The sequence below is a fragment of the Nocardia sp. Tas62D01 genome (genome assembly GCF_055232035.1).
Genome location: NZ_JBUYUZ010000001.1, coordinates 5430835 through 5443884, shown reverse-complemented (window position 1 = coordinate 5443884; position 13050 = coordinate 5430835). Strand labels below are relative to the sequence as shown.

The 13050-nt window shown below is 63.4% G+C and carries 11 protein-coding genes and 1 pseudogene; 3 read left to right on the top strand and 9 right to left on the bottom strand.

Annotated elements, in window-relative coordinates:
- Positions 1–33: 33 nt before the first annotated feature.
- Complete coding sequence (locus ACV7NQ_RS25800; protein ID WP_463361997.1) at positions 34–312, bottom strand: hypothetical protein; 279 nt, start codon at positions 310–312, stop codon at positions 34–36.
- A gap of 421 nt (positions 313–733) precedes the next feature.
- Positions 734–1783 (bottom strand): aldo/keto reductase, encoded by a 1050-nt coding sequence (locus tag ACV7NQ_RS25795; RefSeq protein WP_463361996.1) that lies wholly within the window; start codon positions 1781–1783, stop codon positions 734–736.
- Positions 1784–1879: 96 nt separating this feature from the next.
- Between ACV7NQ_RS25795 and ACV7NQ_RS25790 the strand changes: the two genes are divergently transcribed.
- Complete coding sequence (locus ACV7NQ_RS25790; RefSeq protein ID WP_463361995.1) at positions 1880–2464, top strand: TetR/AcrR family transcriptional regulator; 585 nt, start codon at positions 1880–1882, stop codon at positions 2462–2464.
- A gap of 305 nt (positions 2465–2769) precedes the next feature.
- Here the strand turns inward: ACV7NQ_RS25790 and ACV7NQ_RS25785 are convergent, their stop codons facing one another.
- Positions 2770–3702, bottom strand: coding sequence for an NADP-dependent oxidoreductase (locus ACV7NQ_RS25785; protein WP_463361994.1), 933 nt, complete (start codon positions 3700–3702; stop codon positions 2770–2772).
- Positions 3703–3792: 90 nt separating this feature from the next.
- Here ACV7NQ_RS25785 and ACV7NQ_RS25780 point away from each other — a divergent pair, with 90 nt between their 5' ends.
- Positions 3793–4392, top strand: a complete 600-nt coding sequence (locus ACV7NQ_RS25780; RefSeq protein ID WP_463361993.1) for a TetR/AcrR family transcriptional regulator — start codon at positions 3793–3795, stop codon at positions 4390–4392.
- A gap of 339 nt (positions 4393–4731) precedes the next feature.
- On the opposite strand, the gene ACV7NQ_RS25775 is transcribed toward ACV7NQ_RS25780, so the two are convergent.
- From ACV7NQ_RS25775 to ACV7NQ_RS25755, 5 genes are all read right to left on the bottom strand, one after another.
- On the bottom strand, positions 4732–6786 hold the full coding sequence (locus tag ACV7NQ_RS25775) for an ATP-binding protein (RefSeq protein ID WP_463361992.1): 2055 nt from the start codon (positions 6784–6786) through the stop codon (positions 4732–4734).
- On the bottom strand, positions 6773–7399 hold the full coding sequence (locus ACV7NQ_RS25770) for a hypothetical protein (protein ID WP_463361991.1): 627 nt from the start codon (positions 7397–7399) through the stop codon (positions 6773–6775). Before ACV7NQ_RS25770 ends, ACV7NQ_RS25775 begins: the two co-directional genes overlap by 14 nt.
- Positions 7396–8394 carry a hypothetical protein gene (locus tag ACV7NQ_RS25765; RefSeq protein WP_463361990.1) on the bottom strand — a complete coding sequence of 333 codons (999 nt, stop codon included), beginning with the start codon at positions 8392–8394 and terminating at the stop codon, positions 7396–7398. Before ACV7NQ_RS25765 ends, ACV7NQ_RS25770 begins: the two co-directional genes overlap by 4 nt.
- Before the next feature lie 80 nt (positions 8395–8474).
- Positions 8475–8609, bottom strand: coding sequence for a hypothetical protein (locus ACV7NQ_RS25760; RefSeq protein ID WP_463361989.1), 135 nt, complete (start codon positions 8607–8609; stop codon positions 8475–8477).
- 876 nt (positions 8610–9485) lie between these two features.
- A protein-coding gene (locus ACV7NQ_RS25755) for an IS3 family transposase (protein ID WP_463361988.1) occupies positions 9486–10903 on the bottom strand; the annotation gives its coding sequence in 2 pieces (ribosomal slippage) (positions 9486–10537 and positions 10537–10903; 1419 coding nt in all).
- 886 nt (positions 10904–11789) lie between these two features.
- Between ACV7NQ_RS25755 and ACV7NQ_RS25750 the strand changes: the two are divergent.
- Positions 11790–12248 (top strand): annotated as a pseudogene (locus ACV7NQ_RS25750) (reverse transcriptase domain-containing protein); the annotation flags it as partial.
- Here ACV7NQ_RS25750 and ACV7NQ_RS25745 read toward each other — a convergent pair.
- Entirely contained in the window at positions 12165–13034 is an 870-nt protein-coding gene (locus ACV7NQ_RS25745) for a reverse transcriptase domain-containing protein (protein ID WP_463365816.1), read from the bottom strand. The pseudogene ACV7NQ_RS25750 and the gene ACV7NQ_RS25745 sit on opposite strands and share 84 nt — an antisense overlap.
- Between the last annotated feature and the right edge of the window lie 16 nt (positions 13035–13050).

The window sequence follows — 13050 nt, the reverse complement described above, 5'->3', positions numbered from 1 at the left end:
GGATGAGCTGGCCCGCGCCGACCCACCCGGGATCTACCGGCCGACGGCGACCGGCTGGCGGTGGACCGCCTGTCGGACGCCGATGAGCCCGCTGCCGAGGAGAACGTGGCCGGTCAAAATCGGGTAGATCACGGCGCGTTCGAACATGCCGATGTTCCACGCCCAGCCGGTGAACACGTCGGCGATGAAGACCGGGAACGCGACCAAGCCGACGATGCCCAGCACGATGCTGACGATGCTGCGGCCAGGGCTTATACCGATTCGGGCGCCATTGGCGCCGACGATGATCGCCATGAGGTTTCCGGCAAGCATGACACCTTGCGCACCAGAGGTGTGGAATGCGATCAGGCCGTTCGCGACGTTCGCGCTGGATCCCTGGGATCCCCACGAGGGACACGCCGACACCGGACAAGATCGCCACTACGACGATCGCGATCGGCCGCGGGCCCTTGCGCAGATCGAAGGTGAGTAGCACGCCGACGATGAGCAGGATGCCGTAGAGGACCCAGCCGGTGTCCATGACGGCCCCCAGCGGGGAGTTCCCGACCTGCCCGAACGCGACTTGGCTTGGGCCGGTCAGACCCAGATGGCTGACCCAGTTGTACAACGGCGAGTAGTGCGGGTGCTGCCAGGCCGCCGCCGTGATGAGCTCCGCCACCCACGACACCCCGCGGGCCGATGAAGATCAGGATCGCTCCGACGCGGGCAGCGGGGCCAGAGCGAACAATCGGCCTCACGTCAGGGCCATTCCCGGGACACGGGCGCGGATCGCGTCCATGGTCGCCTCGTCCGAGACGCCCTGCCAGTCATACCGTGGCGTGTAGGGGGCGGTGAGGGCGCGTACGTCCTCGTCGGTGAGTTCGACGTCCAATGATGCGATCGCGTCGTCGATCTGCTTAATCGAACCGGCGCCAACCAGCGGGGCGGTGACGACCGGCTGGCGATGAAGCCAGGCCAGGGCGATGGACGCGCGGCTCACGCCGTGGATGGCCGCGACTCGGCCGACCGCATCGATGATGGCGCGGTTGGACGTCTTTTGCTCGGGCGAGTAGAGCACGTCGGCGTAGGCGCCGTCTGTATCGGAGCGGGCGGTGGATTTCGCGTCATCCCAGCCGCGGGCCAGACGGCCGCGAGCGAGCGGGCTCCAGATAATGGTGCCGACGCCCTCGTCGAGGCACAGCGGGATCATCTCGCGTTCCTCTTCGCGGGCGAGCAGGTTGTAGTGGTCCTGCATGGACACGAACCGGGCCCAGCCGTTCTGCTTCTGCAGGTGCAGGGCCTTGGCGAACTCCCAGGCGAACATCGACGACGCGCCGAGGTAGCGGACCTTGCCGGCCTTGACCAGATCGTGCAGCGCTTCGAGGGTTTCCTCCAGCGGGGTCGCGTGGTCGTTGCGGTGCACCTGGTAGAGGTCGATGTAGTCGGTGCCGAGCCGCTGCAGCGAGTGGTCGACCTCGGTCATGATCGCCTTGCGCGACAGTCCCCTGCCGTTCGGCCCGGGGCGCATCGGGTGGCGCAGCTTGGTGGCGATCACCACGTCGTCGCGGTTCGCGAAGTCGCGCAGCGCACGCCCGAGGATCTCCTCGCTGGACCCGTTCGAATACATGTTCGCGGTGTCGAAGAAGTTGATGCCTGCGTCCAGGGCGTGCTTGATCAGTGGACGGGCGTCTTCTTCGCCCAGGGACCAGACGGGGTGGCCGCGGTCCGGTTCGCCGTAGGTCATCGCGCCGATCGCGATGGGCGAGACGTCCAGTCCGGTGGTGCCAAGCTTCACATAACGCATGAGTGTCTCCTGTAAGTCGGAACTCGCGGACGATCCTCCGCAAGTTCAAACTAGCGGAGGATTGTCCGCGAGTCAATTGGAGGGCATCATCGAGGCATGACCGACGAGACGCCGAGCACCTACGGCACGCAGCGCAAGGCCGCCGCGCGCAACCGGGTCGCGATCATCGAGGCCGCCCATGCGCTGTTCGCGGACAACCCGCTCGTGCCACTGAGCGAGATCGCCAAGCGCGCCGGCGTCGGCGCAGGGACGCTCTACCGCCATTTCCCGACCCGTGAGGACCTGATCCTCGCGGCCTACCAGCACGACATCGAACGCCTGACCATCACTGCCGACGAGGTACTGGCGCGTCACTCATCGGCCAAGGCCGCGTTCGTCGAGTGGTTCGAAATCCTGTCGGCCTACATTCGCATCAAGCACGGCCTCGGTGACGCTTTACACAGCGCTGCGGCCCAGGACGTGATCAGCGCGTCCTGGGCGCCGACCACCGCCGCGGTAGCGAAGCTGGTCGATGCCTGCGTGGCCGAGGGCACCATCGCCGCCGGGCACGACCCCGCCGACATCATCATGCTGATGAGCTTTTTGTGGCGCGTCGCGAACAACGACGACGGAGCGGCCCAGGGCAGACGCCTTATCGCTGCCGTTTTCTCGGGCCTACAGACCGCACCCCAGCCGACCTGAGCGCTCGCCGCAACAGCTCTCGCCCTACCGAAGAGCTGAAACGCCTTGCCGCCCCATACAGTCCGCATCCAGCACCGGCCTATTACCGAACTCGTAGGTAGCCCGCGCCTGGCTATACCTCGGACAAATAATCGCTCATGCCGCGGTGCGGGCGTTCGCACCGTCGCAACCGTTGATCAGAGCCGATCCCACGAATATCCGCTTCTGCCGATTACCGTGCATCAGTTGCGGAACGTCCACTGCTGGTAGGCGGACAGTAGTGAGGGCGGGCCAACGGGCCCGCCCTCACAGCTTCGAAACAACACCTAGCCGATCTGTAGGACGAGTTTGCCGCGTGCCTGTCCGGACTGGCTCACCTCCGCAGCCGTGAGCCAGTCCTCCAATGGGAGGGTGCGGGCCACCGGTACCGAGAAGCGATCCTCGGACGCCAGTTGGGCGTATTTGCCGAGTACGTCGTGGCGCAGTGCGGCGGCAGCGGTGTCGGCGTCGCCGAAGGCGGTTCGCACGCCCAGTTCAGCGGCCGCGGCGAAGTCGCTGAGTGTCAATACATGTTCCGGTGCCTCGACGGTGCGCACGAGGCCCGGCAGCGCATTGCTGACCGGTGCCGTGTCGAGAGCGAGGTCGACCGGTCCGCCCGCCAGTGCCCGCACTCGCTCGGTCATGCCGTCGCCGTAGCTGGTGACTTCGGCACCGGCGGCGCGCAGGGCAGCTGCGTACGTCTCGCCGGCGGTGGCGATGACCCGAGCACCGTGCTCGATCGCGATCTGCACCGCCGCGTACCCGACGGTGGTACCGGCGCCGTTCACGAGCACTGTTGTGCCGTCGCGGACGCCGAGCATGTCCAGACCTCGATAGGCCGTCTCGACCGCCATCGGCAGCGCGGCGGCGTGGACCGGGTCGAGCCCCGGCGGGCGCGGAAACCAGATGTCTAGCAGAGCCTGCTCGGAGGCGCCGGCGGTCGGTCCTGCGAAGGACACCGGGCCGAACACCGGATCACCGATCTCGACGCCGGTCACCCCGTCGCCGACGGCGTCGACCGTACCGGACACCTCAAGCCCGATACCGCGTGGCAGGTCACCGGCGAAGAGTCCGCCGCACAGCGCCCAGTCCGCCGGGTTGAGCCCGCACGTCTGGACCGTGGCGCGGATCTGGCCCGGTCCGGGTGTGGGAGGTTCGGCGTCTTCGAGTCGCAGAACGTCGAGCGGTGCGCCGTACTCGTGGAAGCGAAGGGTGCGCATGAGGTCTCCTCGTGAGATAGCGACAGCAGATGCTGTCGTCACTTACTCTAGCAGAGTGACGACAGCATCTGCTGTCGCTATGCTGACAGAATGGCACGGTGGGAAGGCAACGCTCGCGGTCGGCTCGAACGAGCGGCGCTGGAGCTGTTCAGCGAGCAGGGCTACGACCGCACGACGATCGCGCAGATCGCGCAGATCGCGAACCTCACCGAGCGGTCGTTCTACCGATGGTTCGCCGACAAGCGTGAAGTGCTGTTCGGCGGCGGCGAAGATCTCGAGCAGCAGCTCGTCTCCGCGATCCACGCCGCTCCTGCGGACACCGGCCCGCTGCCCACGCTGCTGGCCGCGTTCGCCACCGCGCCCCAGGTGTTCCGTCCACGCGAGTTCCTGCGGGAGCGCTCCGCGGTCATCGCGGCCAATCCGCAGTTACGGGAGCGCGAGCTGATCAAGCTGGCGTCGATATCCGAGGCGCTCACAGCCGCCCTGGTGCAGCGCGGCTGCGACCGACAAACGGCGCGGCTGGCCACCGATGTCGGCATGGCCGTGTTCCGCCTGACCGCCGAACGGTGCATGGCCGACGAGCAGGCCGATTTCGCCCAGATGCTGTCGAGAAGCGCGGCAGACCTGCTCGCCGTCACCGCGGACAGCATCCCGAACGTCTCCAGACCTTCGGCAGCCGGCAAATCGTGACCGAGCGTTCCGCGCTGGACAGCACCGGAAACGCCTGATTACGCCTGACTGCGAAGATCCGCTCATGCCGCGTAGCGCGCGTTCGCTGGCGATGCGCGCTCATGCCGATGTCCGTACACTCGCGGAGATGACAGGCCACACGGATCCGTGATGCAGTGGGCAAATGACGAGCGAGACACCGCAGGTTTGCTCAAAGATAAATCTGTCCACGACATTCGACGCACCTTCTATCAATCGACGATGTCATTCTGCCGCACAACATGATTCGACATCCGCAACCGTGCACTTGCGTGCACCCACCCGGCTCGGCCGCACAGACCAATCGCTCGTGGACGTTCGTCAGTCCGTGGCGTCCTCAATCAGCCCGTATGGCGGTACTGCGTAGCTACGGGAGTAGCGGACCACGACGTCGTCCGCAACCAAGTCCGGCGGGCTGTTGTCCACCACAACCAACTGTGCACCCGCGCCCGGCCCTGCGAGCCACTCTTTGACATGGCGGTAGAAGTTTTCCACCAGACGTGTGTCAGCGAAATCGGGATCGTCCGGATGTGCACCATGGCCGAGGTTCTTTTGCGGACTGTCGATAATCAGCAGGCCAGGCGCCCGAGCGCCCGTTTCGTACGCCACTTCCCACAGGGACAAGTACCAGGCCAGGCTTATCAAAACCAGGCCACCACTGCTAGCCGCCGTGTACGGAAGACCTCGAACCGAGGGAGTCAGTCGATCATCGAGCCTAGGATCGCTGAGTTTCGGGTAGCCGATCGCCGAAAGCACTTCACCGAATCGAGCCGAGAGCTGGCGCACGACGGCAGCGCGGTCCGGGCGCGTGACAGTCGCGGACCGTTCCGCTCTCAGACGCGCAGCTTGCCCCGCAAGCCGATCTGCTACTTCTTCGGCTTGACGAACCCGCTCCCATAGGCGCAGCCCGGCCGCCGTTTGTTGTTCTAGCAGAAGGGCTTGAGCATGTCGGCGGGCAAGATCATCGCGAACTGCCAGGTAAGGGGCCGGTGTACTCACTATTCTGTCGACTGCGGCCGATGCCGCCTCTGCTGCTCGATTTGCTGCGTCACGCGCTGCTCGAAGCGCGGACAAATCTTGGTCCAATCGATTCCAGTAGTCGTTCAGTTCCGCCAGCCGACGAGTTGTGGCCTTGAGCTCTGCGGCGAGTACCACCGTTGCACCCGAGTTCCCTCCACTGATGCCGTTGCCGGTTTCCGTGTCCCCCAGTGATCCACGATCCGATTGCTGGACTGCTTGTGCCCTTTCTTCGCTCGGCAAGTTGTGCTCGCAGAGGCTGCATGCCTCATTGACAATGACTGGACTTGCGTCCAAGGTCGACAAACATGCAGGACATACGCTGACCTGCAAAGGGTCGAACAGTAACTCCGCCTCTTTGAGAAAGGTCAGCTTCTTCTTGTCGTCTGCGTACTGGCCTCGAAGCGCGGCCAACCGCTCCAGCAGGCTCTCTCGGCCCCGGACGCGAACTGCTGCATCGCGGGCCTCGGACTGCGATGCCGCTAATGCCTGACGAAGCTCAGTGATGCCTGCCCCACGCACCGTGTGGTCATGATCAAGCTGAGCGAGTTGGGCACTGATCGCTTGTGCTTCCTGTTTAGCGCGCTCATGATCGGTTTCGAGTACAAGTGGCCCTACCGGATGCTCGCCTTTGACAATGACGCGAAGAGCTTTCGCGGCCCGGTCGGCTTCACGTGCTGCATCAGTTGCCGTCTTCAGCCGCACCGCAAGATCATTACCTTCGGCGTCGTGCACATCGAACATCACGTCGATTGTCTGCAGAAGCTTTTGGCGCACAATGTAGTTCGAGTGTTCGAAAAGTAGGTTCTTGTTGTCAAGGCGCTCATTAGGTAGCCACATAATACGAAAGAGATCGCGGATGCTCAGCATCTGAGTGGCCGATTCTAGCTGCGTAGGCGCCGTCGGAAGTTCCACGTTGTCCAAACCACACGCAGCCAAGAGAAACTGGGATAACCCAGTCGGCTCCGACGTGGGTTCGATCGAAAGGCGTAGTTCGGTCGAACCAGGCAGATCGTCCAGCGCAGCATCCCACACCGAGGCAAACTTCGATCCGGGACCAGTTGCAGCCCGTTCGATGGTTACCGGTCGACCCGCGAGTTTAGTTTCCAACAATGCCGCGCGCACAGCTGCGAGCACCTCGGGATGTTGTGGATGCTCAGTATCCCCCAGGCAATACCGAACGAAATCTATGACGGATGTCTTACCCGTCTGACTGGGGCCAGCGATAACCGACAACGGGCGCCACGAGACGTCGGCACTGTCTCGGAAATCCACCCGGTAGGACCGACGCGTCGCTGCAAGGCCACCAAGCCGCAACTCGGCCAGACGGATACCCCGAATCACATCACTGGCGGCCACGATGACTCCCTCGGTTCTGTGTGGTGCGGGGCGTTGTTTCCGAGACATCGTCGAATAGGTCGATCAACAACCACGACCGACCCAACCAATTCTCTGCGTTCTGCGTCAACTGCCGGTCTGACAGTCGTTTCAACCGTCGCAGCACCACGGCAGCAGCCTCCCGGTACGCCTGCGCATAAATGGAGGTCAATCCGGCAGCCAGCTCACGACCCGATGCAGTAAGCCCGTAGCCTTGGTTGTCAATGCGGACCAGGCCGTACGCAACCAACCGCGCCAGGTCGTGTTGGAGCCGGCGCCGCCGACTGACGAATCGCTGGCCTGTCGAAGCGTACGACAGTTGGTGGTCGCTAAATCCCGCTAATCTCAGCACCAGGCGATCAGCGGCATCGCGTTCGTCTGCACCGGCAGTGACGACGAACGGATTCGCTGAGAAAAAGTCGTAGAACCCGAGACGGTCGATCGAACGGACAGGGACTCTCTCCAGATCGGCCGTCTCGAGCAGCAGCGCTAGTTGGGCAAGTCGAAATACCTGCGAATCTTCAGGACCCCATGGCACAGCCGCAGACAGCCGCGAAGAGTCTTCGTGGAATTCTTCCCAAACGGACTCAGTCACGACCCTCCTCCGTCCACCATGTCAGCAAGAAGAAGTTTGGCTACCTCGCCCGCAGGTCGCCCTTTGTGAGATTCAGCGATAGTTCGCCAATCGCGTACCCAACCAGCTCGCGCGTCTTCGACAAGGCGATGCACAATTCCCTTGCGATGTGCCGGTCTCAATCGAAGCTCTTCCGGATCGGCGCATACCGTTGCGGCGGCCAGCACGTCCTCGACAAGCTTGTTGATCCTTCCGCCCGGATCGGCGGCGCCAACGCGAGCGTTGAAATGTCCCTCCCATAACGCATGCACCTCTAGGTGTAATTCTTTCAATGCCGCGATACCCGCCCGGTTGCCCCCCGATGCCAGATCTCGCGCCAATGCCTCTGCGGCAAAGAATAGACCGCGTGCTGCGTCCGTTTCTGCCATCCCAGCTTCTTCCAGCTGCCGAACGAAGAGTGCGTCACTGAATCCGCTGACATCATCGAGGGTGTGGACCTGGAGCGAAGCAAGCGATGCCGATCCTCCGCCGAAGTAGCCTCGATACACGGCGTCTGCGTCAGGTTGCATGAGCTGCCGTCGCAGTTCCACGCCGTTCCACAGCGCTATCCTGACTCCGGTGATGCGACGTTGCTTGGCCGACCAGCCGTCCCACCACTTCTGCTCTGTGGGCGCGAGCAGGCATGGGACACATAGGGTCCAAGCGGCCAGCTCGAACCCCTCGGATCTGGCCTTCTCGTTCACCTGTTTGAACGAGTCTCGAATCTGTCCGCGCTGATCCTCACCGGTCCACGAAAGAAAGAACTTGGACTGCCATACAACGACCGACTGATCCAGGCGACCGACGTACGTATCGATTCCCCAGTCTCCACCACCCGGTCCACTCACCTCGTTCGCCGCCGGATAGCGGAGCGCGATCAGATCGGTAACGAGCGCTTGGAACATCACGCGAGCCCCAGCCACTGTCCCTGCGTCGAACTCCAGCCGACGGAACAGTACGTCCGACAACGGAATCACAGACACCACCACCCCACGTGCACAAACCAGAACACTATTCGATGGTTGATCAGATTGTGCGATTACAGCTTTTGAAGCGCTCAGCCGACCTGTTGTTCGTTGACCGCGGCGTTGATCTGCAGGTTGACGTCAAGACTGTCCCGGACGCTGTCGGGACTGATGCGGTTGATTGCCTCATCCCGCAGGCACGCCAGACAGTGGTAGGAGTCCGTCAAGATATCAACTCGCCGCCTGACCGGACATCCGCTCATGCCGCTGGGCGCGCGGTCGGCGAACGTCCGTTTCTGCCGAATACGGGACGTTTGTCCGTAGCAATCCTTTGCTACACGTGGTACTTCGGGGTCTCTGACTGGCAGACTCGCGTATTCAACTGTCGAATTCTCGGGCGTCGGCCGACGGACACTCCGCCTGCTGACATCGTCGAAATGACGAGTCTCACAACTATCGGCCGTGGTGTGGCTGATCGGGATATCTGTCACTTGATCAGGCTATTTGTCACTGTGTAGGCACCGCCAAGAACGGCTGGGAACTACCGTCAACGACACCCGGGAGCTGGCACGATCAGGTCTGCTCAGCCGCCCACCGGCCGCCAGCTATGGCTAGGAGTCGGTGCGACACGAGGTCGCACGTGTTGAGTGAACCAGATGAACAGGAGGGTCGAGTGATCGACAGTATGGTTCCAGGTTAGTGTCCGCTGCCCGTCCCCACTTCGACGTGCGTCGCAGGTAACTGCGGGGTGCGGAGCTCGAAGCGAAAGCCCAAGGACGCCTGTTCCATCCAGGTGTCACAAGCGAGGGGAAGACCGGACGGGTCGATGACACCTCGTTAAGCTTGTCTCCGCAGGTGGGAAGCAGTAGCGGAGTGTAGGGCCTGCCGTTGGAAAACGGCGCTGGCGACTGGTCGCGACTTGCCGGTCGTGTGGGCACCAGGGCCTCGGGGGAGAGAGGGCACCCACCCCGGTCGTATCTCAATCGTGCGGAACGTGGAAACCGTGCGCCACGAGGCGCTTCATGACCGTGCGGAGGTGAAAGGACTCCGTCGTCGAGTCGTCGCAGCGGAATTTGTCAAGCCGAATGAGACCGCTGGGTGTGTTATGCGGCTGCGGTATCGGTCTCCTGGGTGTTGTCGTCGGCGGGTCGGTTGATCCAGACGGTGTGGGGCAGGTCGAGGATCTTCGGCGGTGTTGTGGTGGCGAAGCGGTGCGGGTGTCGGGCGCGGGCCGCGTCGAGCACGGTGCGCCGGTCGGCTGCTTTGCCGGTGGCCAGCCCGTAGTGGACATCGGCGGGTGTGTGTAAGCCGATGCCGGTGTGGCGGTGTTCGTGGTTGTACCACTGGGCGAATGAATCCATGAATTGTCTTGCCTCGGTGAGTGTTCCGAAGCGTTCAGGGAATTCCGGCCCGTATTTCAAGGTTTTGAACAGCGCCTCGGAAAAGGGGTTGTCGTTTGACACCCGCGGCCGGGAATGCGACCGGGTGACCTCGAGGTCTGCGAGCAGCGCTGCGACGGTCTTGGATGTCATCGAGGTGCCCCGATCGGCGTGCACGACCTGCGGGATGCCGTGGACACCGAAGATCTCCTTCATCAATTCCGTTGCCAGAACACCGGATTCGTGAGTATGGACATGGACACCGACGATGTAGCGGGAGTAGATGTCGATCATCACGTAGGCATCGAAATATTGGCCTTTGATCGGGCCGGCGAGCTTGGTGATGTCCCACGAATACACCTGCCGGGACGCGGTCGCGACCAGCTCCGGACACACCTTCGCCGGGTGTCGCGCCAGTCGTCGGCGTTCGCCGACTTGCCGGTTTTCCCGCAGCACCCGATACATCGTGGACACCGAACACAGGTAGACACCCTCATCGAGCAACTGGGCGTAAATCTGCAGCGGCGCCAGGTCGACGAACCGGTCGCTGGTGAGCACCGCCAGAATGCCCGCTCGTTCCAGGACGGTCAGCTTGTTAACCGGGTCCGGAGGCGGTGTCGTGGACACCACCACAGTGAGCGCGGCGGCGGCCTTGCCCCGGCGGATCGCGGTCGAACGCACCAGCCCGGTCAACGACGCCGCTTGCCGGGTGGGCACCCCAGCGGCGGTCAACGCCGTATACGCGGCGGTCAACGCTTCTTGCGCTGCTCGTCGGAATCCGCTCTCTCGGAAAGGTTTTCCAAGAGAGCGTGCGCTTTTCCCATAATATCCAGGGCGGCCTCGGTGGTCGACAGGCGCTTGTTCAGCCGGGCGTTCTCCCGCGTCAACCGGGCGATCTCGGATTGCTCGGCGGTCAGCTTGCCGATCTTGTCGCTGGGCTTGCGGCCCGCGAGCACCCCGGCGTCACGCTGCTTGCGCCACTCGCTGATCAACGACGAGTACAGGCCCTCACGCCGCAGATACCCACCGCCGTCGCCGTGCTCGACAGCGGCCTCGTAGGCCCGAAGATGAGCGAGCTTCTCGGCCGCGCTGAACGCGCGGCGCCGCTTGGGCTCGTCGGCTCGTGGCCCCGGTGAATCCATCCGTCCATTGTGGCCCCCGATCGTTGAGGTCCTCGTGCTGGTGGTCATGAAGAAGTTGATCCGTATCTCGCCCTGCGTCAGGCCGATTTGCTGTGAACCAGTGGACTCAACTCAGCCTGACACGCAGGGCAGCGACTCGATAGGAGCTGAGGGCAGCCTGATCCGGGAGATGCCGGGGAGGGCGGGGAGCGGCCCTGACAACGACGGGACGTGCCGGTACTGCCAGACGGTGCGGGTCCGGCAAGCGGGACGAGAAGGTGCACGAACAGGAATCAGTGGTTAAAGCCCCGTAAGAGTTCCACCGGCTCAAATCTGGCGGATATGGGTCGGGATGTAGTGCGTGACCTCGCCTGGCGGCGGGGTCAACTCCGTAGCCGGTTGGTTTCGCCGGCGAGGAGGCCACGGTGAAGGACTGCGGCGTAACCGTGGCGATGCTGCCGGGGCAGGAGCTGGGCGCCTAACTCGTCGAACGGTCGTGAGGTGAACGTGGGAACCGCTCGTGATCGCCCTCCCTTTCCGGATCTCCAATCCGGCAGGTGGGCAGGCTCATCGTCAGCTGATGGCCACGAGTGGGGCGGAGGCCCCGTAGTAGTCGCGGGAGTAGCGACCCGTCACGGAGGCCGGGAGAACCGGTCGCAGGGCCAAGGGGGCCAGCAAGTCGAGCAGTGGAGGAAATTGGAATGCTCGGAGGTCGCCGGTGAATACCGATGATCCGCCGTCTGGGCTGTTTTCAGCCGAGCGTCGGGTACGAGAGATTCAAACCAAACTGCACCAATGGGCCAGCGATGATCCCCATCGCAGGTTCGATGATCTGTATAACCTTGTTTGTGATCCCGCGTTCGTGTTGGTCGCGTGGGATCGAGTGAGGAGTAACAAGGGCGCTCGCTCGGCTGGGATCGACGGCAAGACCGCGTATGCGATCGAGACCGAGGTCGGGGTCGAGGTATTCTGCGACCGGCTGCGGGGGCAATTGAAGGCCCGTAGCTTCGTCCCGGTCCCGGTGCGGGAGCGCATGATTCCCAAGGCGGACGGAAAGAAGCGCCGTCTGGGGATCGCGACCATATCCGACCGGGTGGTCCAAGCGTCCATGAAACTGGTGTTGGAGCCAATCTTTGAGGCGGATTTCCTCCCGTGCTCGTACGGGTTCCGTCCGAAGCGCCGGACCCATGACGCGATAGCCGAAGTGCATCATTTCACGACCCGCACTTATGAGTGGATCGTGGAGGGTGACATCAAGGCATGCTTTGACGAGATTTCACACTCAGCCCTTATGGACCGGGTGCGGAAGCGGATCGGAGACAAACGCGTTCTGGCTCTGGTCAAAGGCATTCCTGAAGGCTGGAATCCTCTCCGAGGACGGCAGCCTGACCGACACCGACGCCGGTACTCCGCAAGGAGGATTATGCGCAGCTGCGCATAACGCTCCTTGCGGTGATCCTTCCGTCGTCTCCAACCACTGCCCATCCTCGACGACACCGGCAGCCAACCATTTACCGACGAGCCGCAGGACCCGCCGATCCGCGATCCGCTGCTCGAGAAACTTCCCCAGCCAGCCTCGATCAAGCTTGCCGAAGAAGTCGCGGACATCCGCGTCGAGCACCCAGTTCACCTTCTTCCGCTCGATCCCGACCGCGAGCGCGTCCAACGCGTCATGCGGGCCGCGGCCCGGCCGGAAACCATAGGAGAAGCCCTTGAAATCCACCTCGTAGATGGCGCCCAGCACCTCGACGACGGCCCGCTGAACGATCTTGTCCTCCAGCGAAGCGATGCCGAGCGGCCGCTGCCGTCCGTCCGCCTTCGGGATGTACACCCTCCGCGATGGTTCCGGCTGGTAGCGCCCTGTGTGCAGCCGGGCATGCAGATCCTGGAGGTTGCCCTCCAAACCCTGCCGGTAGTCCGCCCACTTCACCCCATCCACCCCCGGCGCGGCTTCCGGGCGGATCGCCCAGAACGCCGCCCGCAGGCGGTCGACGGTGACATGGTGCAACAGCGCTGTGAACCGTGCTTCCTTGTCCTGTCGTGCAACTTGACGCACACGCCCCAGCGCACTTGGCACGCCTGGTCCGGCTCTGTGTCCGGGACGTGTTTTGCCGGCCGTGTTCTCCTCGGCCAGCCCCCTTTCCTCCACCATCTCCGCAACCACCGAG

Excerpts from the sequence above, each read along its gene's own strand:
- ACV7NQ_RS25800 (WP_463361997.1), bottom strand. The coding sequence starts at position 312 with ATGCTTGCCGGAAACCTCATGGCGATCATCGTCGGCGCCAATGGCGCC.
- ACV7NQ_RS25795 (WP_463361996.1), bottom strand. The coding sequence starts at position 1,783 with ATGCGTTATGTGAAGCTTGGCACCACCGGACTGGACGTCTCGCCCATC.
- ACV7NQ_RS25790 (WP_463361995.1), top strand. The coding sequence starts at position 1,880 with ATGACCGACGAGACGCCGAGCACCTACGGCACGCAGCGCAAGGCCGCC.
- ACV7NQ_RS25785 (WP_463361994.1), bottom strand. The coding sequence starts at position 3,702 with ATGCGCACCCTTCGCTTCCACGAGTACGGCGCACCGCTCGACGTTCTG.
- ACV7NQ_RS25780 (WP_463361993.1), top strand. The coding sequence starts at position 3,793 with ATGGCACGGTGGGAAGGCAACGCTCGCGGTCGGCTCGAACGAGCGGCG.
- ACV7NQ_RS25745 (WP_463365816.1), bottom strand. The coding sequence starts at position 13,034 with ATGGTGGAGGAAAGGGGGCTGGCCGAGGAGAACACGGCCGGCAAAACA.